The 22,674-nt window shown below is 58.6% G+C and carries 23 protein-coding genes; 16 read left to right on the top strand and 7 right to left on the bottom strand.

Features of this window, described 5'->3' with window-relative positions:
- Positions 1–29: 29 nt before the first annotated feature.
- The 3 genes from AAE029_RS23290 to hslV form a co-directional block, all read right to left on the bottom strand.
- A complete protein-coding gene (locus AAE029_RS23290) occupies positions 30–983 on the bottom strand; it encodes a DUF1402 family protein (RefSeq protein WP_371075264.1) in 954 nt (317 codons plus the stop codon).
- 284 nt (positions 984–1,267) lie between these two features.
- Positions 1,268–2,575 carry an ATP-dependent protease ATPase subunit HslU gene (hslU, locus tag AAE029_RS23285; RefSeq protein WP_371075263.1) on the bottom strand — a complete coding sequence of 436 codons (1,308 nt, stop codon included), beginning with the start codon at positions 2,573–2,575 and terminating at the stop codon, positions 1,268–1,270.
- A gap of 132 nt (positions 2,576–2,707) precedes the next feature.
- On the bottom strand, positions 2,708–3,235 hold the full coding sequence (gene hslV, locus AAE029_RS23280; protein WP_371075262.1) for an ATP-dependent protease subunit HslV: 528 nt from the start codon (positions 3,233–3,235) through the stop codon (positions 2,708–2,710).
- Between the two features lie 214 nt (positions 3,236–3,449).
- Here hslV and hisB point away from each other — a divergent pair, with 214 nt between their 5' ends.
- The 8 genes from hisB (at position 3,450) to coaA (ending at position 8,869) form a co-directional block, all read left to right on the top strand.
- Positions 3,450–4,058 carry an imidazoleglycerol-phosphate dehydratase HisB gene (gene hisB, locus AAE029_RS23275; RefSeq protein WP_371075261.1) on the top strand — a complete coding sequence of 203 codons (609 nt, stop codon included), beginning with the start codon at positions 3,450–3,452 and terminating at the stop codon, positions 4,056–4,058.
- Positions 4,059–4,082: 24 nt separating this feature from the next.
- Positions 4,083–4,568 (top strand): DUF2628 domain-containing protein, encoded by a 486-nt coding sequence (locus tag AAE029_RS23270; protein WP_371075260.1) that lies wholly within the window; start codon positions 4,083–4,085, stop codon positions 4,566–4,568.
- Positions 4,568–5,218, top strand: coding sequence for an imidazole glycerol phosphate synthase subunit HisH (gene hisH, locus AAE029_RS23265; RefSeq protein ID WP_371075259.1), 651 nt, complete (start codon positions 4,568–4,570; stop codon positions 5,216–5,218). Before AAE029_RS23270 ends, hisH begins: the two co-directional genes overlap by 1 nt.
- Before the next feature lie 273 nt (positions 5,219–5,491).
- Complete coding sequence (locus AAE029_RS23260; protein ID WP_371075287.1) at positions 5,492–6,010, top strand: hypothetical protein; 519 nt, start codon at positions 5,492–5,494, stop codon at positions 6,008–6,010.
- A 6-nt stretch (positions 6,011–6,016) separates the two neighbouring features.
- Positions 6,017–6,763: a 1-(5-phosphoribosyl)-5-[(5-phosphoribosylamino)methylideneamino]imidazole-4-carboxamide isomerase gene (gene hisA / locus AAE029_RS23255; protein ID WP_371075258.1), complete on the top strand. Its 747-nt coding sequence runs from the start codon at positions 6,017–6,019 to the stop codon at positions 6,761–6,763.
- Complete coding sequence (gene hisF / locus AAE029_RS23250; RefSeq protein WP_371075257.1) at positions 6,760–7,536, top strand: imidazole glycerol phosphate synthase subunit HisF; 777 nt, start codon at positions 6,760–6,762, stop codon at positions 7,534–7,536. The genes hisA and hisF overlap by 4 nt, the downstream gene beginning before the upstream one ends.
- Before the next feature lie 17 nt (positions 7,537–7,553).
- Entirely contained in the window at positions 7,554–7,874 is a 321-nt protein-coding gene (locus tag AAE029_RS23245) for a phosphoribosyl-ATP diphosphatase (protein WP_371075256.1), read from the top strand.
- Positions 7,874–8,869, top strand: coding sequence for a type I pantothenate kinase (gene coaA, locus AAE029_RS23240; RefSeq protein WP_371075255.1), 996 nt, complete (start codon positions 7,874–7,876; stop codon positions 8,867–8,869). Before AAE029_RS23245 ends, coaA begins: the two co-directional genes overlap by 1 nt.
- A gap of 15 nt (positions 8,870–8,884) precedes the next feature.
- On the opposite strand, the gene AAE029_RS23235 is transcribed toward coaA, so the two are convergent.
- The 4 genes from AAE029_RS23235 to AAE029_RS23220 all read right to left on the bottom strand — a co-directional run bounded on the left by AAE029_RS23235 (position 8,885) and on the right by AAE029_RS23220 (position 12,456).
- A complete protein-coding gene (locus AAE029_RS23235) occupies positions 8,885–9,496 on the bottom strand; it encodes an alpha-ketoglutarate-dependent dioxygenase AlkB (RefSeq protein ID WP_371075254.1) in 612 nt (203 codons plus the stop codon).
- A 152-nt stretch (positions 9,497–9,648) separates the two neighbouring features.
- Positions 9,649–10,104, bottom strand: coding sequence for a peptidoglycan-binding protein LysM (lysM, locus tag AAE029_RS23230; RefSeq protein ID WP_371075253.1), 456 nt, complete (start codon positions 10,102–10,104; stop codon positions 9,649–9,651).
- 197 nt (positions 10,105–10,301) lie between these two features.
- Positions 10,302–10,736 carry an alternative ribosome rescue aminoacyl-tRNA hydrolase ArfB gene (gene arfB, locus AAE029_RS23225; RefSeq protein WP_371075252.1) on the bottom strand — a complete coding sequence of 145 codons (435 nt, stop codon included), beginning with the start codon at positions 10,734–10,736 and terminating at the stop codon, positions 10,302–10,304.
- A gap of 109 nt (positions 10,737–10,845) precedes the next feature.
- Positions 10,846–12,456 carry a phosphoenolpyruvate carboxykinase gene (locus AAE029_RS23220; RefSeq protein WP_371075251.1) on the bottom strand — a complete coding sequence of 537 codons (1,611 nt, stop codon included), beginning with the start codon at positions 12,454–12,456 and terminating at the stop codon, positions 10,846–10,848.
- A gap of 338 nt (positions 12,457–12,794) precedes the next feature.
- Between AAE029_RS23220 and AAE029_RS23215 the strand changes: the two genes are divergently transcribed.
- From AAE029_RS23215 to tsaE, 8 genes are all read left to right on the top strand, one after another.
- Positions 12,795–13,523 carry a response regulator transcription factor gene (locus AAE029_RS23215; protein ID WP_371075286.1) on the top strand — a complete coding sequence of 243 codons (729 nt, stop codon included), beginning with the start codon at positions 12,795–12,797 and terminating at the stop codon, positions 13,521–13,523.
- Positions 13,524–13,721: 198 nt separating this feature from the next.
- Positions 13,722–15,503 carry a stimulus-sensing domain-containing protein gene (locus tag AAE029_RS23210; RefSeq protein ID WP_371075285.1) on the top strand — a complete coding sequence of 594 codons (1,782 nt, stop codon included), beginning with the start codon at positions 13,722–13,724 and terminating at the stop codon, positions 15,501–15,503.
- Complete coding sequence (locus AAE029_RS23205) at positions 15,500–15,946, top strand: HPr kinase/phosphorylase (RefSeq protein WP_371075250.1); 447 nt, start codon at positions 15,500–15,502, stop codon at positions 15,944–15,946. The genes AAE029_RS23210 and AAE029_RS23205 overlap by 4 nt, the downstream gene beginning before the upstream one ends.
- A gap of 157 nt (positions 15,947–16,103) precedes the next feature.
- Entirely contained in the window at positions 16,104–16,505 is a 402-nt protein-coding gene (locus tag AAE029_RS23200) for a PTS sugar transporter subunit IIA (RefSeq protein ID WP_371075249.1), read from the top strand.
- 19 nt (positions 16,506–16,524) lie between these two features.
- Positions 16,525–16,800 (top strand): HPr family phosphocarrier protein, encoded by a 276-nt coding sequence (locus tag AAE029_RS23195; protein ID WP_371075248.1) that lies wholly within the window; start codon positions 16,525–16,527, stop codon positions 16,798–16,800.
- A gap of 169 nt (positions 16,801–16,969) precedes the next feature.
- Entirely contained in the window at positions 16,970–18,370 is a 1,401-nt protein-coding gene (ahcY, locus tag AAE029_RS23190) for an adenosylhomocysteinase (RefSeq protein ID WP_371075247.1), read from the top strand.
- 156 nt (positions 18,371–18,526) lie between these two features.
- The gene (locus AAE029_RS23185; protein WP_371075246.1) at positions 18,527–21,163 is read left to right on the top strand and encodes an ATP-binding protein; all 2,637 of its coding nucleotides are present in this window, start codon (positions 18,527–18,529) and stop codon (positions 21,161–21,163) included.
- Entirely contained in the window at positions 21,160–22,671 is a 1,512-nt protein-coding gene (tsaE, locus tag AAE029_RS23180) for a tRNA (adenosine(37)-N6)-threonylcarbamoyltransferase complex ATPase subunit type 1 TsaE (protein ID WP_371075245.1), read from the top strand. The genes AAE029_RS23185 and tsaE overlap by 4 nt, the downstream gene beginning before the upstream one ends.
- Positions 22,672–22,674 lie beyond the last annotated feature (3 nt).

Raw genomic sequence — 22,674 nt, 5'->3', positions numbered from 1 at the left:
GATCTGGATCTTCCCGCCACAGAGAAATTTTAGAGCAGGGATTCGAGCTCGTCCAGTTTGTCGTTGATGAGCCAGCCGTAGTAATTCTCTTCCGGCCACACCATAGCGCCGCCCGATGTCCTGTTCCTCGCCGCCAACACTGCCGCCCGCTGCCGGGAATTGCCGACGTTGTAGAGTGTTGCGGTGATGCCCGGGTTGTGGGAGATGTCCATGCCCGCGATCGATCTGTAATCGTCGATCGACTTGCGGATGGAAGCGGCAACATAAGCCAGCGAAATGTCCGGATCCATAATGGCGCGATAGACGGCACCTGCGTTTTTCTCATCCAGCTTGTCATAGCCGGAAACTTTGCTGACAAGGTCGGACAGCATGAGGGCCGTCAGAGGGTTGATCTGTCCGAGACCGAAGGTCTGGCCCGCATAGAAAGGCTGGAAGAAGACCGCACTGAACCGATTGTTGGGAAATGACTTGCCCTCGACCGTCCGGCCACGGAACTCGTTGTCCCAGACGTCCTCGCGGCAGGACCAGAGGGTGTAGGAATCGATCTCGTTAGCGCATTTCGCAAATTGCGGCCGAGAAACGAAATCATCGACGCTTTCACCCTCATAGGCAAAGCGGAAGCTCTCGCCGGCATAGGATGCCGCCTTTACATAATAGGACTGCAGCCGATCATAGGCGTCGACATTATAGGTATGCTCGCCGACGATGGCGCCGACGATGTGGATCGGGTCGATGCCGTAAGCGCGGGCAACGGACTTGATCTTGGAGACAAGCTGCTTGTCCGTCGCCAGAAGGTCGCGGACCTTCTCGTATTTTCGATCAAAGGTCGTCTTCGTTCCCTTTGTACGCCGCACCGACGCCCCGGGGACGTCCGGCTGTTCAACATGGCGATTGCCCGGCGGCACCAGGAGAACATCTGCAAAGGCAGGCATCCAGGAAAGGCTGGCAATGACGATAATAAGAGACTTCAGAAGGCGTCGCACGATCAGCTGTTCCTGTCGGGGCTCGGTCGAATTCCTGCGGATGCGGCTGACTGTAGCAGAATCTTGGCCGAATGATGTATCAGTCAGAAAAACAGAACGGGCCTTCACTAAAAAGTTAAAGGCCCGTTGTCGAGAGGTCACGCGTGAGAAGATCGGCGCGAAACGCCGCATCTACAGCGCCGTGCGTCTTATCAGACGCACAAAGGTCGCTGTAGCACTTTGAAGCTGCATGTTTTTATCCTTAAATCGGCTCCGATTTAAGGAAACATGCAGTAGTCAATCCATTACAAGATATAGCGCGAGAGGTCCGTGTTGGCTGCAAGATCGCCAACATGCTCACGTACATAGGCCGAGTCGATCATGATGGCCGCCCCGGCCTTGTCTGGCGCGTTGAAGGATATCTCGTCCAGGACACGCTCCATCACCGTCTGCAGCCGGCGGGCACCGATATTCTCAACGGAGGAATTGAGGTGCACGGCGACATCGGCCAGGGCGTCGATCGCGTCATCGGTGAAATCGAGGTTGAGGTTTTCGGTTTCCATCAGTGCGCGATACTGGCGGATCAGGCTTGCCTCCGTTTCCGTCAGGATACGGCGGAAGTCTTCCTTGGTCAGCGGCTTCAGCTCGACTCGGATCGGCAGTCGGCCCTGCAGCTCCGGCAGAAGATCCGACGGCTTCGAAACATGGAAGGCGCCCGATGCAATGAAGAGAATGTGATCCGTCTTTACCGGACCATATTTCGTCGAAACCGTCGTGCCTTCAACCAACGGCAGCAGGTCACGCTGCACGCCTTCACGCGAGACGCCGGCACCGAGGCCGCCGTCGCGCGCGGCGATCTTGTCGATTTCGTCCAGGAAGACGATACCGTCATTTTCGGTGGCACGCACAGCCTCGCGCTGGATCAGTTCGTTATCGATCAGCTTGTCGGATTCGTCGCGGATCAGCTCGGAATAGGAATCCTTGACGGTCGTGCGAACCTTCTTCGTCCGGCCGCCCAGGGCCTTGCCGAACATCTCCGACAGATTCAGCACGCCGATATTGGCGCCGGGCATGCCCGGAATCTCAAAGCCCGGCATGCCAGTGCCGCTATCGGCGACCTCGATATCGATCTCCTTGTCATCGAGCTCGCCGTTGCGGAGCTTCTTGCGGAAGCTGTCACGCGTCGCCGGCGAGGCGGTGGATCCCACCAGCGCATCCAAGACGCGCTCTTCCGCGCTCATATGCGCCTTGGCCTGCACTTCGGCGCGCTTCTTCTCGCGCGCCAGACCAATGCCGACTTCGACCAGGTCGCGAATGATCTGTTCGACGTCACGGCCGACATAGCCGACCTCGGTGAATTTCGTTGCCTCCACCTTGATGAAGGGCGCACCGGCGAGCTTCGCCAGACGACGGGAAATTTCCGTCTTGCCCACGCCAGTCGGACCGATCATCAGAATGTTCTTCGGCATGACTTCATCGCGCAGGCTCGGATCGAGCTGCTGGCGGCGCCAACGGTTGCGCAAGGCGATTGCAACGGCGCGCTTGGCCTCATGCTGGCCGATAATGTAACGGTCGAGTTCGGAAACGATCTCGCGGGGGGAAAAGGTGGTCATTGTTTGTCACATCTCCTGATGGTCCAGAGCCATCAACAGCTCCCGACCATAACTCGTTATTGTTTCTTCAAGCCTTGTAAAAAGCTTTCCTGAATAGGTCCCCGCCGACCGAGCGGCCGAAAACCTAAAGGATCAGCCTTCGACATCCAATGTTTCCACCACCGTATTCTGGTTCGTGTAGACGCAGATATCGGCGGCGATTTCCATGGCGCGGCGGGCGACCTCTTCTGCAGACTTGTCGGTATCCATCAGCGCGCGGGCGGCCGCGAGCGCATAATTACCGCCGGAACCGATCGCCATCGTGCCGTGTTCAGGCTCGAGAACATCGCCATTGCCCGTGATCGCCAATGTGATCGACTTGTCCGCGACAAGCATCATGGCTTCAAGATTGCGCAGATATTTATCGGTCCGCCAATCCTTGGCGAGCTCGACGGCAGCGCGCATGAGCTGCCCCGGATACTGCTCAAGCTTCTTTTCGAGCCGCTCAAGCAGGGTAAAGGCATCGGCGGTCGCGCCGGCGAAGCCTGCGATAACGTCACCCTTGCCGATGCGGCGCACCTTGCGGGCGTTACCCTTCATGACGGTCTGGCCGAGGCTGACCTGGCCATCGCCCGCCATCACCACCTTGCCGCCCTTTCGAACTGTAATAATCGTTGTCATCAAACACCTGTCTGCCCGATTTGCCGGGTCGTTAGTCTGTAGCCGCATGAGGCCCTGTTGAGCCCTATGTAAGAGGGGTTTGGCCGATTGCAATCGCCGCTCGCCTCCGTTGCGCCCTATCTCGACGCATAGCCGAATTAAAGCGTCTGTAACTTCTGGATATTTGCATATGCGCCTGATATGGAACGGCCTTATTCCCTGATGGAGCAGGCATATGGCAGAGACCGCAGCAAGCCGCACGGCCAGCGTTTCCCGCAAGACCAGCGAGACATCGGTTTCCGTGTCCGTCAATCTCGACGGTACCGGCAAATCGAAGATTTCGACCAGTGTCGGCTTCTTCGACCATATGCTCGACCAGCTCTCGAGGCATTCGCTCATCGATATGGAGATCGAGACCAAGGGGGATCTGCATGTCGACGATCACCACACCGTCGAAGACACCGGCATTGCGATCGGACAGGCGATTTCCAAGGCGCTCGGCGACCGGCGCGGCATCACACGCTATGCCTCCATCGATCTTGCCATGGATGAAACCATGACGAAGGCCGCCGTCGACCTTTCCGGTCGTCCGTTCCTCGTCTGGAACGTCAGCTTCAGCGCGCCGAAGATCGGCACCTTCGATACGGAGCTTGTCCGCGAATTCTTCCAGGCTCTGGCGCAGAATGCCGGCATCACGCTGCATATCCTCAACCATTACGGCGCAAACAATCACCATATAGCGGAGACATGCTTCAAGGCCGTTGCCCGCGCATTGCGCACGGCGACGGAGATCGACCCTAGACAGGCAGGCCGCGTTCCCTCGACCAAGGGGACGCTTGCCTAAGTTCCTTTTCAAGGAGCAAAGCACGTGACCGCAAGCTATCTCATTCTGACGCCTCCCGATGGACCGGATAGGAACCACGACACGACGCGGTGCATCCGGGATGGGTTTTCGTGGCTGGCCTTCATTTTTCCCGTCCTCTGGCTTCTTGGCCATCGGCTCTGGCTGGCTGCCTTGACCGCATTCCTGCTGCAGGGGCTCGGCGGACGGCTTCTGGAAGCAAATGGCGGCTGGCCGGCCGGAATCGCGGTGCTGTTCGGAATCAGTATTCTAACGGCGCTGGAGGGCCGCAATCTCCATATCAGCAATCTCGTCTCCAAGGGATGGACGCTCGAAGCCGTGGTTTCGGCCGATTCCATCGACGCGGCGGAGGAGATCTATTTTTCAAGTATCGAGACCTCCGTGAAAGAAAACGAGATGCCGAGGCCGCAATGGGATCGCGATCCTGGGAAAGGCTCCTCAGGCGGCGGTTTCACGGCTATGGGTCTCTTTGGTTTTGACGGAGGACGCTGATGCGCGTCGCAATTATCGACTATGGTTCGGGCAACTTGCGCTCGGCAACGAAGGCCTTCGAGCGCGCCGCGCGCGAGGCGGGCATCGAGGCTCGTATCGACCTCACCGACAAGCCCGATAATGTCGCCAGCGCCGACCGCATCGTACTGCCCGGCGTCGGCGCTTATGCCGATTGCCGTCGTGGGCTCGATGCCGTTTCCGGAATGGGTGAAGCGCTCATTCAGGCCATCGAAAGGAAGGGCAGACCGTTCCTTGGTATCTGCGTCGGCATGCAGCTGATGTCGTCGCGCGGCCTTGAAAAGACGATTACTGAGGGCTTCGGCTGGATTCCGGGCGATGTCGTCGAGATGACGCCGAATGATCCCGCTCTGAAAATTCCACAGATCGGCTGGAACACGCTCGACCTGACGCGCGCCCATCCACTATTTGACGGCATTCCGACGGGACCGGATGGGCTGCATGCCTATTTCGTACATTCCTATCATCTGGCGGTAGAAAATCCGGACGACGTTGTCGCGACGACCAGCTATGGCGGACCGATGACGGCATTCGTAGGCCGTGACAACATGGCCGGAGCGCAATTCCATCCGGAGAAAAGTCAGAAGCTTGGCCTCGCCCTGCTCGCTAATTTCCTACGCTGGAGGCCTTGAGCCGCGGCTTTAATACGGCCGCATTAATTGGCCTGTATGAAATCTCTGATTGGAGAGCTCGATGAAGGTTTCTCAAAGATCGGGTAAGATCTTCTATGCGCTGAGACCTTCAAAAGAGGGCCGGCCGCCATTTTCCGATGTTAAGCTCCCCGGAGGATTGGTGATACGCCGCGTCGATGAGGCTGTTCACAAGCTGGCCCTTTCGAATGCCCGCAAAATGCTGAAAAAGGCTGAACCTCGATGAACGAATCTTTTCCGGCTCCCGAAGCGTCGATGGCGCGGCAGAACAAAACCAGCCTCGCGGACATAGCCGAGGCCGTGATCGAATTCTACGTCGAGGGCGAAGACGACCTGATCGGCCTTCTCGCCTATGCGCTCTACGAGCGGCAGAAGCGCGACTGGATCGTCAGCCATCGAAAGCGCAACTCTGGGCGGGATCCAAGTGAATCAGAACTGGCCGCGGTCACAAGCAATTATCTTTCGAATGATCTGCGCAATACGTTGCGAGACCGCGCCTCCCAAATTTTGAGTAGCTATGCGGAGACCTATGTCGAGGCGGTGGAGCCGCAGATCCAGCTCACGGCAGTCAATAGCGACGCGCTGCGGCAGGTCCGCAAGATAGAAAAATCGATGACGAAGCGGGTCGGCTTCTGGCGCCAGGTGCGGGTCGGTTTCACCGTCACGCTGCTTCTCATCATCCTTTTTGGCGCGCTTGCAGTTGCGGCTGTCTTTTTCCGTTCGAATATCGTAGAGGCTTGGAATGCGCTGACAGCGCCCAGTCTACGTACCTAGGAAGATATGATCCTCTTTCCTGCCATCGATCTCAAGGACGGTCAGTGCGTTCGCCTGAAACACGGCCACATGGACCAGGCCACCGTCTACAATACAGACCCGGCCGCCCAGGCGAAGGCTTTTGAAGACCAGGGCTTCGGATGGCTGCACGTCGTGGACCTGAACGGCGCCTTTGCGGGGACGAGTGTTAACGGCAGCGCCGTCGACGCCATCCTGAAGGCGACGAAGAACCCGGTCCAACTCGGCGGCGGTATCCGCACGCTGGACCACATCGAGAACTGGTTATCGCGGGGGCTCGCCCGCGTCATTCTCGGCACCGTTGCGGTGCGCGATCCCGCGCTCGTCATCGAAGCCTGCCGGAAATTTCCCGGCAAGGTCGCCGTCGGGATTGATGCCAAGGGCGGCAAGGTCGCCGTCGAGGGCTGGGCGGAAGCCTCCGAGCTTGGCGTCATCGAACTGGCGAAAAAATTCGAGGGCGCCGGCGTCGCCGCGATCATCTATACCGACATCGACCGCGACGGTGTTCTGACGGGCATCAACTGGGCCTCCACCCTCGAACTCGCCGATGCCGTCACCATTCCCGTCATCGCCTCCGGCGGGCTTGCCTCGCTCGACGACATCCGCCGCATGCTCGAACCCGATGCCCGCAAGCTGGAAGGTGCGATTTCCGGCCGCGCGCTCTATGATGGCCGTATAGACCCGCAGGAGGCGCTGATGCTGATCAAAGCGGCGCGCGCCAAGGAGAATTCATGACGCTCAAAGCCCGCATCATTCCGTGCCTCGACGTCAAGGACGGCCGAGTCGTCAAGGGCGTCAATTTCGTCAATCTCGTCGATGCCGGCGATCCGGTCGAGGCGGCCAAGGCCTATGATGCCGCCGGCGCCGACGAACTTTGCTTCCTCGATATCACGGCATCATCGGATAATCGTGAAACCATTTTCGACGTCGTTGCCCGCACGGCTGAGCAATGCTTCATGCCGGTGACCGTCGGAGGTGGTGTCAGGAGCGTCGCCGATATCCGCAAACTGCTGCTTTGCGGCGCCGACAAGGTTTCGATCAATTCGGCGGCGGTGAAGGATCCGGATTTCGTCGCCGAGGCAGCGGACAAGTTCGGCAATCAATGCATCGTGGTCTCCATCGACGCCAGGAAGGTTTCGGCGGAAGGCGAGAGAGATCGCTGGGAAATCTTCACACATGGCGGTCGACAGCCGACCGGTATCGATGCGGTCGAGTTTGCCGGAAAGATGGTCGAACGCGGCGCGGGAGAACTGCTCGTCACCTCGATGGATCGCGACGGGACAAAGAGTGGCTATGACCTCAAGCTCACCCGCGCGATCGCCGATCAGGTACGCGTGCCGGTCATTGCTTCCGGCGGCGTCGGAACGCTCGACGATCTCGTAGCCGGTGTTAAGGAGGGACATGCGACGGCGGTGCTCGCGGCCTCGATCTTCCACTTCGGTACCTATTCCGTCAGCGAAGCGAAGCACTATATGTCCGATCACGGTATTGCCATGCGGCTCGACTGAGCCTCGGAAGACATGAGATGAGCGAATTTTCCCTTTCCGATCTCGAAAAGATCATCGCAGAACGGGCCAAGGCATCTCCCGATGAATCCTGGACGGCGAAACTTGTTGCGGCCGGCCAGCCGAAAGCGGCAAAGAAGCTTGGCGAGGAAGCGGTTGAAGCCGTCATGGCCGCGGTCATGAACGACCGGGATAACCTGATTTACGAAGCTGCCGACCTCCTTTATCACCTGATTGTCGTATTGAAGATTGCGGGCGTGCCGTTGCACAATGTCATGGACGAGCTTGAACGCCGCACTGCGCAATCAGGCCTCAAAGAAAAGGCCAGCCGGCAGAGTTGATGACCATAGCGACGCAAACCCTTGGCGCTTCCGAAGCGCTTGATCACATCCAGGCGAATGCCTATTCGCCATATCACTTCTTTACTTCCGAGGAATGGGCGAAATTCCGCGCCGACACGCCGCTGACGCTGACGGCCGACGAGGTGACGAGATTGCGCTCCATGGGCGATCCGATCGATCTCAACGAGGTCCGGCGCATTTATCTTTCGCTGTCGCGCCTGCTTTCCTCGCATGTGGAATCCTCGCAGATCCTTTTCGAGCAACGCAATCGCTTCCTCAGCCTCTCCGATGTCGCCAAGACCCCTTTCGTGATAGGCATTGCGGGCTCGGTCGCCGTGGGCAAGTCCACCACAGCGCGTATTTTGAAGGAACTGCTGGGGCGCTGGCCGTCGAGCCCGAAAGTGGACCTGATCACCACCGACGGCTTCCTTTACCCGAATGCCGAGCTGCAGCGCCGCAATCTGATGCAGCGCAAGGGCTTTCCGGAGAGCTATGACACCGCAGCCCTTTTGCGCTTTCTATCTGCGATCAAGGCGGGCCAGCCAAACGTCAAGGCGCCATGCTATTCGCACCTCGTCTACGACGTGCTTCCGAACGAGTACCGAATCGTCGACCGGCCGGACATCCTGATCTTCGAGGGCATCAACGTTCTGCAGTCGCGCCACCTTCCGGCGGACGGGAAAATCGTGCCGATGGTATCCGATTTCTTCGATTTCTCGATCTATATCGATGCCGACGAGCATCTGATCCACAACTGGTATGTGGGACGCTTCATGAAGCTGCGGGAGACCGCCTTCCGTGATCCCAACTCCTATTTCCACCGTTACGCCTCGATCACCGAGGACGAAGCGCTGGCGACAGCCGAAGGCCTGTGGAAGAATATCAACCTCAAGAACCTGCGCCAAAACATCCTGCCGACCCGGCCGCGCGCCGATCTCATCCTGCAGAAGGGCAAGCAGCACCTCATCGAGCAGGTCGCTCTTAGAAAACTATAGCGCGCTATTGTTTTTTCATTTCGAAACGCGCCTAAGCGTCAGATTGATGCGGCCTCCCTTTCTGAGAAGAGTAGAGGTCGCCGGATAAATGCGGTCGACGCCGTGAAAGCAGAGCCTGCCTTCAGCACCGAGGATGACAAGATCGCCGCTCGAAAGCTTGAAGGATAGCGTGCGATCGTTTCGGCTCTCGCCGCCGACACGAAAGAGGCAGCTGTTGCCGAGCGAGATCGAAACCACCGGCGCATCGAAATCCTGTTCATCGCGATCCTGATGCAGGCTCATGCGGGCATCGTCGGCATAGAAGTTGACGAGGCAGGCTTCGGGAGGCTTGCCGTATCTCGACACCTCATCCCAGATATCCAGAAGCGCTTGCGGCATTCTCGGCCATGGCCTGCCGCTAACGGGATGAGTCGGCTGATATCGATAGCCGCGCTCCTTGTCGGTCACCCAGCCGAGCGGGCCGCAATTCGTCATGCGCACCGACATGGGTTTGCCGGTGCGCGGCATGGCCGGCGTGAAGAGCGGCGCTTCCGCCACGATAGCGCGTACCGATTCGATCAGGCTTTCCTGCTGCTGACGGTCAAGAAAGCCGGGAAGATGTTTTACCCCGTTCGGTAGTGTTGCCACTTAGGACATTCGCTCCTGTCGCCTAAAGCCTGTCGAGCGAAAAGAGATTCACGCGACAGGCTTTAGTTTGTTTCATGCATGTCGTTCCGCAAAACCGCCGCACACTTTTGCGCGACATGCAGTAGGCGCGAGACCGGAATGCCCGGATCGGATCAAGCCTGATCCAGCGGCGGAATCCTCAGAACCTGCCCCGGATAGATCTTGTCCGGATGGGTGAGCATCGGCTTGTTGGCCTCGAAAATCACCGTGTTTTTCGCGCCTTTGCCTTTACCATACTGCGCCTCGGCAATCTTCCAGAGATTATCGCCTTTCTTCACGGTATAGAAGACGGGGTCCTTTGCGGGGGCTGCGGCAACCTTCAATTCACCGGCTTCGACCTTGGCTATCCCAAGGGTGTTGCCGACAGCGACAACGGCCTTTTCGAAGGCTGCCTGGTCCTTGACCTCTCCCTTCAGCACTACCTTGTCACCCGCGACCTCGACATTCACCTTGTCGGTGCCGAGCGCATGCGAATCGAGTTCGTTCTTGACGGATTCGGCGTCGGGTTGATCATTACCACCGATGCCAAGCTTTTTTCCGGCTTCCTTGATGAAGCTGAACAGTCCCATGATCCTCTCCCTTGCGATGACTCTCCAAGGCTAAAGGAGTGCGCGAAGGCGAAAAAGCAAGATGTAGGCGGCGAAAATTACACGCTAGGGGCGGAGCCGGATGTCACCCGAAAACCCCACACTTTCCGGTATCCCGCTAGCCTTTTATTCTTACGCAATTCCGAACGGAAAACCGCTTCGCACTTTTCCTGGAATTGCTAGGCGTTTTGCGGGCGAGCGCGCATCTTCTTGACTTCCGACCGGCCGGATTTCTCCTTGAGACGGCGTTCGATCGATCCTTTTGTGGGTTTCGTCTTGCGGCGCGGCGGCGGAGGCGGCTCGGCGGCCTTGAGGATGAGTTCCTTCAGCCGCTCCCGGGCGTCCTCTCGATTTCGATCCTGGCTGCGAAAGCGATTGGCCTCGATCATCAGCACGCCGTCCTTGGAGACACGCCGGCCAGCGAGCCTCATAGCGTTACCCTTCACGCGCTCGTCCAATGACGGCGAGTTCAGAATATTGAAGAAGAGCTGGACCGCCGTCGAAACCTTGTTGACGTTCTGCCCGCCGGGACCTCCGGCCAAGACGAATTGCTCCGTCAGTTCCCATCCGGCAATAGTGATCCGATCATTGATGATAAGAGCGTCGCTTGGCATGTGGCGTTCTATCTCACATAGCCGGGTCCAAGAAAATATCGGCCGTTTAAAAAGTGAAACCGGGCGGATGGCTCCGCCCGGTTTCACGTGAATCGTCGGGGACGTTCGCTTATTCGGCGGCGACGCGTCCACCGGGCGCAGCATCAAGCACACCGCCGTCGACATGGTCTTCGAACTTGGCGAAATTGCCGATGAACATTGATACCAGCTTTTTCGCCTGCGCATCATAGGCAGGGCCGTCCGCCCAGGTCGAACGCGGATCGAGAATGCGCGTGTCGATACCTTCGACAGCCACCGGGACCGCAAAGCCGAAATTCGGATCTGTGCGGAATTCCGCCTTGGTCAATTCTCCCTTGAGAGCCGCCGTGAGCAGTGCCCGCGTCACCTTGATCGGCATGCGGTGGCCGGTGCCGTAAGCGCCTCCAGTCCAGCCGGTGTTGACCAGCCAGCACTCGACACCATGACGTGCAATCAGGTCCTTCAGCAGATTGCCATATTCGGTCGGGTGACGCGGCATGAAGGGAGCCCCGAAGCAGGTCGAGAAGGTTGCTTCCGGTTCGGTCACGCCTTTTTCCGTGCCGGCGACCTTTGCGGTGTAGCCCGAGAGGAAATGATACATTGCCTGCTCCGGCGTCAGACGGGCGATCGGCGGCATGACGCCGAAGGCATCGGCCGTCAGCATGATGATCGTGTTCGGATGGCCAGCGAGACCACTTTCAGACGCATTCGGGATGAAGTGCAGCGGATAGGCGCAACGGGTGTTTTCGGTCAGCGACCCGTCGTCGAAGTCGGGTTCGCGATGCTCATCAAGCACCACATTTTCCAGGACCGTGCCAAAGCGCTGCGTCGTCGCATAGATTTCGGGCTCGGCCTCGGCCGACAGGCGGATGGTCTTGGCATAGCAACCACCTTCGAAATTGAAGATGCCGTTTTCTCCCCAGCCGTGTTCGTCATCGCCAATCAGCGTGCGGGCGGGATCGGCCGACAGGGTGGTCTTGCCGGTGCCCGAGAGGCCGAAGAAGATCGCCGCATCACCTGCCGGACCGACATTGGCCGAGCAGTGCATCGGCATGACACCTTTTGCCGGCAGCAGGTAATTTAGCACGGTGAAGACAGATTTCTTCATCTCGCCGGCATAGGACGTGCCGCCGATCAGCACGAGCCCCTTGGTGAGGTCGCAGGCGATCACTGTTTCGGTCCGGCAGCCATGTCGATCGGGATCGGCGCGGAAGCTCGGCAGGTCGATGATGGTCAGCTTCGGAGCGAAGGTGGCGAGCTCGGAATGCTCAGGACGGATGAGCAGGTTCCGAATGAAGAGCGAGTGCCATGCATATTCGGTCACAACACGCGTCGGCAGCTCGTATTCGAGATCCGCGCCGCCGATCAGATCCTGGACAAAGAGCGACATGCCTTTCGCATGGGCCAACATGTCCTCATGCAGAATGGCGAAATGTTCCGGCGACATCGGCTTGTTGTTGTCCCACCAGATTTCGGGATCGGTATTTTCGTCGCGGACGACGAACTTGTCCCTGGGAGAACGACCCGTATGCTGGCCGGTCAGGGCCCGCAGGGCGCCATGGGCGGTCAGTTCCGCTTCTTGCCGGCGAATCGCTTCTTCATAAAGCCGGGCCTCGGAAAAGTTATAAAAAACGCTCTGCGCTCCATCCAATCCGATCATCGCCAGCCCAATGGCCGGGTTATGGACTCCGAACTCCTGCATGGGTTTACTTCCTTCGCTGGGCGTATTGCCGGGTTAAACTAGCCAAGAAATTAGAGGCAGGTTTTTAAAAAGACAAGTATCCCTATGGCGAAAATATAATGATATCAATTAATTAATCGATTTAAATCTTTTTCGCTCTTTTTAAATCGTTTGAACCGTTGCGTTCTGTTCAAAATGTCGCACAACTAAAAGTTATATCTTTCAGCTTGCGGCAATCGGCCCCTTTATCTTTGCCACAATTTGTTCCACCTTTATCCCGATAAGCGCGCTTGGCTATCGCCGACCGATTTGGGCTGGATTCCATTTCCGGGAGATGCGCATTGATGACGGAGACGAACATGCTGACAATCGCGCTCGTTGACGACGACCGCAATATCCTCACTTCCGTGTCGATTGCTCTGGAAGCAGAAGGATATAAAGTCGAAACCTACACGGATGGTGCATCAGCGCTCGACGGTTTGCTGGCCCGTCCGCCACAGCTTGCGATATTTGATATCAAGATGCCGCGGATGGATGGAATGGAGCTTCTGCGCCGCCTCAGGCAGAAATCGGATCTTCCGGTCATCTTCCTGACGTCGAAGGACGAGGAAATCGACGAGCTCTTCGGCCTGAAAATGGGCGCCGACGATTTTATCACCAAGCCTTTCTCGCAACGGCTGCTGGTCGAGCGTGTGAAGGCCGTGCTGCGGCGGGCGTCGAGCCGCGAGCCCGGTGCGGTCGTGGGTGCTGTCGGACAGAAACCTGGAGCCGCGCAACAGGCCCGCTCCCTCGAGCGCGGCCAGCTCGTCATGGACCAGGAGCGGCATACCTGCACATGGAAGGGCGAGCCGGTGACGCTGACGGTTACCGAGTTCCTCATTCTTCATTCGCTTGCCCAACGTCCTGGCGTCGTCAAAAGCCGCGACGCATTGATGGATGCGGCCTATGACGAACAGGTCTATGTCGACGATCGTACCATCGACAGCCACATCAAACGGCTGCGCAAGAAATTCAAAATGGTCGACACCGACTTTGATATGATTGAAACGCTCTACGGAGTGGGCTACCGCTTCCGCGAGGCAGCTTGACCAAACGCCAGACCACTGCATGTTTCCTTAAATCGGAGCTGATTTAAGGGTAAAAACCATGCAGCGATTCAAAGCGTTACAGCGACCTTTGTGCGTCTACAAGACGCATGGCGCTGCAGGCGGCACAAGCAGAAAGATTGAGGGCATTTCGACGGGATCCGTTGGCTTGCCCTCCGAAAGGGCCGACAATTGGCACAATTGGTGCAGGAACGGGATATAGAGGAGACGGAAGGCCAAAGTGGCCGTCGCGTCGCCAGGAGACGCTGGTCCCATCCTTTCACCCTCATCCGCCGAATATTTGGCAATGCCGTCTTTTCGAGCCTGACGCGGCGCATTCTCTTTTTCAATCTTGCCGCGCTGGTCGTGCTCGTCGGAGGCATCCTCTATCTCAATCAGTTTCGCGAAGGTCTGATCGACGCGCGCGTCGAAAGCCTTCTGACCCAGGGTGAGATCATCGCTGGTGCGGTTTCGGCTTCGGCCTCCGTCGATACCAATTCCATCACGATCGATCCGCAGAAACTGCTCGAGCTTCAAGCGGGCCAAAGCATCACGCCTGTTCCGAACGACGAAGACCTCGAATTTCCGATCGATCCGGAAAAGGTGGCCCCGGTCCTCAGGCGCCTGATATCGCCGACGCGAACGCGCGCACGCATCTTCGATGCCGATGCCAATCTATTGCTCGATTCTCGCCATCTCTATTCGCGCGGCCAAGTCCTGCGGTTCGACCTGCCCCCGGTCGAGAATGCGAGCGAAAGCTGGAGCGACTGGTTCACCACTCTGTTCAACAAGATGCTCCAGCCCGGCAATCTACCGGTCTACAAGGAAGCGCCAGGCGGGGACGGCTCCATCTATCCGGAAGTGATGAACGCATTGACAGGCGTGCGCGGCGCCGTCGTGCGGACGACGGAACGAGGCGAGCTGATCGTCTCAGTGGCCGTGCCGATCCAGCGCTTCCGCGCCGTGCTCGGCGTGCTTCTCCTTTCCACTCAGGCAGGCGACATCGACAAGATCGTTCATGCCGAGCGCCTTGCCATCATGCGGGTCTTCGGCGTCGCCACCCTCGTCAATGTCGTGCTTTCGCTGCTTCTGTCGTCGACGATCGCCAATCCGCTACGGCGGCTCTCGGCGGCCGCCATCCGTGTTCGCCGCGGCGCCAAGGAGCGCGAGGAGATCCCGGACTTTTCCTATCGCCAGGATGAGATCGGCAATCTTTCCATCGCGCTTCGCGAGATGACGACGGCGCTCTACGACCGTATTGACGCAATCGAGAGCTTCGCCGCCGATGTCAGCCATGAGCTGAAGAACCCGTTGACTTCGCTGCGCAGCGCCGTCGAGACGCTGCCGCTTGCCAAGACGGACGATTCCAAGAAGCGGCTGATGGATGTCATCCAGCATGACGTACGCCGCCTCGACCGGCTGATCAGCGATATTTCAGACGCCTCGCGGCTCGATGCCGAGCTTGCCCGTTCCGATGCCAGACCAGTCGACCTTGAGATATTCCTGCGCGATCTCATCGACGTCTCGCGGCAGATCCGCAACAAGAAGAAGCAGGTGGAGATCGATTACGTTGTGGATCGCAAGCCGGGCATCAAGACGAGGTTCGTGGTCAATGGTCACGACCTGCGCATCGGCCAGATCGTTGCCAATCTGATCGAGAATGCACGCTCCTTCGTGCCCGAGGAGAGCGGCAGGATCACGGTCAGGCTGGTGCGGACGCGGACACGCTGCGTCGCCTATGTGGAAGACAATGGGCCGGGCATCCAGGCAGAAAATATCGACCGCATCTTCGAACGCTTTTATACCGACCGGCCCGAAGCGGAGGGTTTCGGGCAGAATTCCGGCCTTGGCCTCTCAATCAGCCGCCAGATAGCCGAAGCCCATGGCGGTTCGCTGCGGGCCGAGAATATTGTCGACATCGAAAGCGGCGCGGTAAAGGGCGCACGTTTCATCCTGTCCCTTCCTGCCGAAGTCATCGCATGACGGCCGGCGCCCACAATGTCCATGGGACGGCGATCGTCGTCGGCACGACAGGATTGCTTTTCGTCGGGGCCTCCGGAACGGGAAAATCATCGCTCGCCTACTCTTGCATCACCGACGCGCAGACGCAGGGCCTGTTTTCGGCGCTCGTCGCCGACGACCAGGTGTTTCTCTCCCTTGCTAGCGGCCGGGTGATTGCAGAATGTCCGCCGGCAATTGCCGGCATGCTCGAGCTGCGCGGCACCGGCATCGTCAGACTTGCACATATCTCGCCCGCGCTCATGCATTTTGCCGTCATGAACGCCGACCTTTCCGGGGCTGGACGTCTTCCTCCCGAGGAGGATCAGATTGACCTTTCGCCCGGGATTTCCCTGCCTGTGATCCGGGTGCCGGCAACGGCGTCGAATGCGTTCGCCTTAATAAGGGCGAAAATTGATCTGAAATGAAATCTATTCAACCTCCGGCCCCGCAGACGCTCGGTTTGCACATTTTTGTCTTGCACTTCGCCTTTTCATCGCCAAGATGTCCCCCCACCGGTGGACGCGATTGCTGCATTGCGATAAGGGGCCACCTGTTTGCGTATGCGATGGGAGCAATAAAATCATGATCGGACTTGTGCTTGTCACTCATGGCAAGCTGGCTGAAGAGTTTCGTCATGCGGTGGAACACGTCGTTGGGCCTCAGAAATACATCGAAACGGTATCCATCGGCCCGGAAGATGACATGGATCAGCGGCGCCAGGACATCCTGGAAGCGGTATCCGGGGCGGACGATGGTCACGGTGTGATCATTCTCACGGATATGTTCGGCGGAACACCATCCAATCTGGCCATATCGGTCATGAACAGCGGTCATACGGAAGTCATAGCCGGCGTCAATCTCCCGATGCTGATCAAACTTGCCGGGGTTCGCGGCGAGAACAATATGGAAAAGGCGCTGGTCGAGGCTTCCGAAGCCGGGCGGAAATACATCAACGTGGCCAGCCGCGTCCTGAGCGGCAAATGATGAGACTGGCATCCCGCCCATGACATCGCTTTCCCGGGAACTTTTGATTATCAACAAGCGCGGCCTCCATGCTCGCGCCTCGGCAAAATTCGTGCAGATGGTCGAGACCTTCGATGCCACTGTCACGGTTTCCAAGGATGGCATGACCGTTGGCGGAAATTCCATCATGGGTCTCATGATGCTTGCCGCCAGCCCCGGCTGCACGGTCCTCGTCACGGCAAGCGGCAATCAGGCCGCAGATGCGCTGAATGCGCTGGACAGACTGGTTCAGGACAAATTCGGCGAAGAGATGTGACTGCAGGTCATATAAACATATAAAGACTTCTTTATATCCTTATTGCTTTCCACGCTGAAGCCTGCTACACGGCATCATCGCGTCCGTGCCTCCGCGCGGAATTCCCTGCTGCACACCGGAGGCGGCGCCTGCCACCGGGACTGCAGTGCCTGCCAGCCTGGAGACTCTCATGAGCACTGAAAAGGACTACGTCGTCGCCGACATCGGTCTTGCGGATTTTGGCCGCAAGGAAATTTCGATCGCCGAAACCGAAATGCCGGGCCTTATGGCCTGCCGTGCCGAATTCGGCGAACGGCAGCCGCTCAAGGGTGCGCGCATCACCGGCTCGCTTCACATGACTATTCAGACTGCTGTGCTGATCGAAACGCTGGTTGCGCTCGGTGCACAGGTTCGTTGGGCATCCTGCAACATCTTTTCGACGCAGGACCATGCTGCCGCCGCGATCGCCGCTTCGGGCGTTCCGGTCTTTGCGGTCAAGGGCGAGAGCCTGGACGACTATTGGGCTTATACGGACAAGATCTTCCAGTGGGCCGATGGCGGTTTCTCGAACATGATCCTCGATGACGGCGGTGATGCCACCATGTACATCCTGCTCGGCGCTCGTGCCGAAGCCGGCGAGGACGTGCTCTCCAACCCGCACTCGGAAGAGGAGGAAATCCTCTTCGCGCAAATCAAGAAGCGCCTCAAGGCATCTCCGGGCTGGTTCACCAAGCAGCGCGAGGCAATCAAGGGCGTCACTGAAGAAACCACGACAGGCGTCAATCGCCTCTATCAGCTCAGCCAGAAGGGTCTGCTGCCCTTCCCCGCCATCAACGTCAATGATTCCGTCACCAAGTCTAAGTTCGACAACAAGTACGGCTGCAAGGAGTCGCTGGTCGACGGCATCCGACGCGCGACCGACGTGATGATGGCCGGCAAGGTCGCGGTCGTCTGCGGCTATGGCGACGTCGGCAAGGGTTCGTCCGCATCGCTGCGCGGCGCTGGCGCCCGCGTCAAGGTCACCGAGGTCGACCCGATCTGCGCACTTCAGGCGGCCATGGACGGTTACGAGGTCGTGCAGCTCGAAGACGTCGTCTCTTCCGCCGATATCTTCATCACCACGACCGGAAACAAGGACGTCATCCGCATCGACCATATGCGCGAGATGAAGGATATGGCGATCGTCGGCAACATCGGCCACTTCGACAATGAAATCCAGGTCGCCGCCCTGCGCAATCTCAAGTGGACGAACATCAAGCCGCAGGTCGACATGGTCGAGTTCGCCAAGGGCAACCGCATCATCCTGCTGTCGGAAGGTCGCCTTCTGAACCTCGGCAACGCGACCGGCCACCCCTCCTTCGTGATGTCGGCCTCCTTCACCAACCAGGTTCTCGCCCAGATCGAGCTTTTCACCAAGCCCGAGGCCTACAAGAACCAGGTTTACGTGCTGCCGAAGCACCTCGACGAGAAGGTCGCCCGTCTGCATCTCGACAAGCTCGGTGTGAAGCTTACGGAACTTTCGGAGGAACAGGCTTCCTATATCGGTGTAACTCCGCGCGGTCCGTTCAAGTCAGACCACTACAGGTACTAATTCTACCTTCTATATCCACAATATCTTGTGGCCGCGACATTGACAAATGTCGCGGCTTATTTTTTGGCCGCCTCCCTTCCCGGCGATTCCCTTAGGCAGTATTGTTTTAAGACTTGATTCGTGGCGCACGGCTGGCCCGGAGCCATCGAAAATGGGATGTCTTGTCGAGATGCGGCACATAAGGACGGAGACAGACCGCGTATGTCGGAAATGAAGGACAGCCCGGCCGAGCAGGTGGGAGCGCCCTCATGCGCTTTCGCTATGTCTCGGCGGGGCCGGAAAAGCAGAGACCTTTTGCGGTGGACGTCGCGCAGCAACGCCCGCAAGGCACGGCCCTTGGCCCGCCTGCTGCAGCTATGCGCAGCCGGGACGGCCATTGGCGCAATAGCGCCTTCTGCTTTCGCGCAGTCGCAACTTCCGGGATCGACGGCCGCGCAACTTTTCACGTCTTCCGGCATGATTGCCTCCGCCGCCGTTGTCGGTGTGATTTCCGCGGCTCTGCTCTCAACCATCTGGTTGATCCGCCAGCGCGGCAATCTCGAAACTGAAAGCAGGGAAATCCGCAGCGCCCTTTCGGACGCCAACCAGCGCATTTCGCAATATCAGGCGTTGATCGCGGACAAGAACCGCAGGATCGTCGTCTGGGACGGACCCAATGCGAAAGCGGAGCTGCTTGGCCAGCTTCCCGTCGAAACCGGTGCTCCGCAAAACAATGACTTCCTAGCCTTCGGCCGATGGCTGAAACCTTGGGCCGCCTCCGAACTGGAAAAGGCGATCGATCAGTTGCGGTCCAACGCTCAGAGTTTCGACATGGTGATCGAAACCGATCGTGAAGAGATTGTGGAGGCACAAGGGCGTGTTTCCGGCGGGCGAGCCTTCGTCCGTTTCGTCGCGCTCAACAATCTGAGGGCCGAACTTGCCGAATTGAAGATCGAACGCGACCGGCTGATGACGACGATATCGGCTTTCCAAAGTCTGCTCGACGCTATCGACCTTCCGGTCTGGCAACGCGATCCAAGCGGCAAGCTTAGCTGGGTCAATCACGCCTTCAGCGAGGCCGTGGAATCTGTTTCTTCGGAGCAGGCCGTGCGGGAGGGACGGGAATTCCTGACGACGGTCGCACGTGAACGCATCCGCGCCACGGCAACACCTGAATCGCCATTCCATGACAAGATATCGACCGTCGTCCACGGCAACAGGATTTTCTTCGATGTGGTTGATGTGAAGGTTCCGAGCGGATCGGCCGGCATCGCGATCGACATTTCGGAAGTCGAAGCCGTTCGCGCCGAACTCGAACGTACGCTCAAGAGCCACGCCGAAACGCTGGATCACCTGGCCACGCCTGTCGCCATTTTCGATGGCGATCGCCGGCTCCAATTCTACAATCAGGCCTTTGTCGCTCTCTGGCAGTTCGACATCGGCTTTCTCGAGAGCAAGCCCGACAACAGCGAGCTGCTCGATCGCCTGCGCGCCGCCAATAAGCTTCCAGAACAGCTCAACTGGAAGTCCTGGAAGGAAAATGCGCTATCGGTCTATCGCTCGCTGGATACCCAATCCGACCTCTGGCACCTGCCGAACGGGCAGACCCTGCGCGTCTTCGCAACAGCGCATCCGCAGGGAGGCGCCACATGGGTTTTCGAGAACCTGACCGAACAGGTCGATCTCGAAACGCGCTACAATACCTTGGTGAGGGTTCAGGGAGAGACCATCGATCATCTTTCGGAAGGCGTTGCCGTCTTCGGTCCCGATGGCCGTATTCGCCTCTCCAATCCGGCGTTCCGTGCATTGTGGGCCATTACCGAAGCGCAGGCAAAACCTGGCACGCATATCCGAACGCTTGCCGAGGCCTGCGCACAATCCTACGACCGGCCAGACGGCTGGAAGCGTTTCGCCGAGCAGATCACGAGTTTCGACGATGAGCGCCCCTCCTCACAGGGTACGCTCGAACTTCTCTCCGGCCTTGTGCTCGACTATGCCGTCATCCCGCTACCGAACGCACAGACTATGCTGACATTCGTCAACATAACGGATAGCGTCCGTGCCGAGCGGGCGCTGACGGAAAAGAACGAGGCGCTGCGCAAGGCGGACGAGCTCAAGAACGACTTCGTCCAGCATGTCTCCTACGAACTGCGCTCCCCGTTGACGAACATCATCGGTTTCGCCGATCTCCTGAAGACGCCCAGCGTTGGTCCCCTGAACGAGCGCCAGGCGGAATATCTGGACCACATCTCCACCTCCTCCTCGGTGCTGCTCACCCTCGTCAACGACATCCTCGACCTTGCGACCGTCGATGCCGGTATCATGCGGCTCAACTATTCCGAAATTGCGCTCGACGATCTTCTCGATGACGTAGCGATGCAGATCGCGGACAGGCTGCAGGAAAGCGGCGTTACATTGGAGATCGTCGCGCCGGCAAATCTCGGCGTTATCATTGCGGACCAGCAGCGTCTAAAGCAGATTCTCCTGAAACTGCTTGCAAATGCCGCCAATTTCGCACCGGAAGGTTCCGTGATTTCGCTGAAGTGCCATCGCCAAGACACCGATTTCGTCTTCACCGTCGCCGACAGGGGACCGGGCATCCCGGAAGAGATCATCAAGACGGTATTCAACCGCTTCGCCTCCAGCGGCAAAGGTGGTAAGCGCAGCGGTGCCGGGCTCGGTCTTTCGATTGTCGAAAGCTTCGTCAGCCTGCATAACGGCCAGGTTTCGATCGACAGTCAGCCCGGCAGGGGAACGACAGTCACGTGCAGAATACCTTCCATTCATCTGCCGCAATCCGTCGCAGCCGAATGACTGCAGGCGATACCATTTCGCTTTTCCTGGAGGACGACGCGGCCACAATCAAACTCGGCGAGGATCTCGCGCTGGCGCTGAAGGCGGGGGATTGTCTCGCACTTTCGGGCGATCTCGGTGCCGGCAAATCGTCGTTCGCGCGCGCATTCCTGCGGGCCATGGCCGATGACGACAATCTCGAGGTTCCGAGTCCCACCTTCACACTCGTCCAATCCTATGATCTGCGCATTCCTGTTTCGCATTTCGATCTCTATCGTCTTGCCGACGCCAGCGAACTGACGGAACTGGGATTTGAAGAGGCGCTTCAAACGGGCATCTGCCTCGTCGAATGGCCGGAAATGGCGGACGAAGAACTTCCGACCGACCGCGTCACCCTGCGGCTGGAGCACGAGGGCGACGGCCGCCGTGCGACAATCACAGTGCCCTCCAAGAGGACCGAGCGGATCGACCGCGTGCTATCGATCCGGACCTTCCTGGAAGAACGCGGCTATCGAGATGCAAAACGGCGGTACCTGACCGGCGACGCGTCGTTGCGCGCCTATGAAGCCATTTATCCCCATGGGAGCAACGATCGCGTCATTCTGATGGACTGGCCGCGACGACCGGACGGACCGCCGGTGCTGGACGGCAAGCCCTATCCCAAGGTCGCCCACCTCGCTGAGAATGCCTATCCTTTCGTGGCGCTTGCCACAGTGCTTCGCGAAAACGGGTTTGCCACTCCAGAAATTTATCACGTCGACTACGATCAGGGTCTTCTGCTGATCGAAGATCTTGGAACAGAGGGCATACTCGACGCTCGCGGCCTTCCGATCCGCGAACGTTACGTCGAGAGCGTCACCTGCCTCGCCCATCTCCATTCCCTATCGATTCCCCGCGAGATTCCGGTTGCGGGGGGTCATATCCACTCCATTCCGGATTTCGATCGTACGGCGATGAAGATGGAGGCGCGCCTCCTGCTCGACTGGCATTTGCCCTGGAAGCGAGGCGAGGCAACCGACGCGGAACGAGAGGAATATCTCGCGATCTGGGACGGCCTGATCGACCAGCTCGAAGCCGCCGAAAAGAACCTGCTGCTGCGCGACTTCCATTCGCCGAACATCATCTGGCGCGAGCGCGAAACGGGCATACGCCGGGTCGGCATGATCGATTTCCAGGACGCGATGATCGGGCCTACGGCGTATGACCTTGCCTGCATCGTTCAGGATGCCCGGCTTACCATCGAGCGCGATCTCTTCGATCGGCTGATGGACCACTATCTTTCGCTCCGGCACGCGCAGGGTAGCTTCGACGACGAAAGCTTCCTGAAAAGCTGGGCAATCATGTCGGCGCAACGCAACTGCAAGCTTGCGGGCCTCTGGGTGCGCCTGCTGCGGCGCGACGGAAAGCCCGATTACATGAAGCACATGCCGAGGACCTTGTCCTACCTGCAGGTTGCCTTGGAGCACGAGACGCTTGCCCCCTTGCGCGATTGGTGCACAAGAGCTGGAATAGGTTTCAGCGAATCATAAGTT

Source organism: Sinorhizobium sp. CB7, from assembly GCF_041357635.1.
GTDB lineage: Bacteria > Pseudomonadota > Alphaproteobacteria > Rhizobiales > Rhizobiaceae > Rhizobium.
The sequence above is the reverse complement of the archived record's forward strand: the minus strand, read 5'-3'. Positions and strand labels throughout refer to the sequence as shown.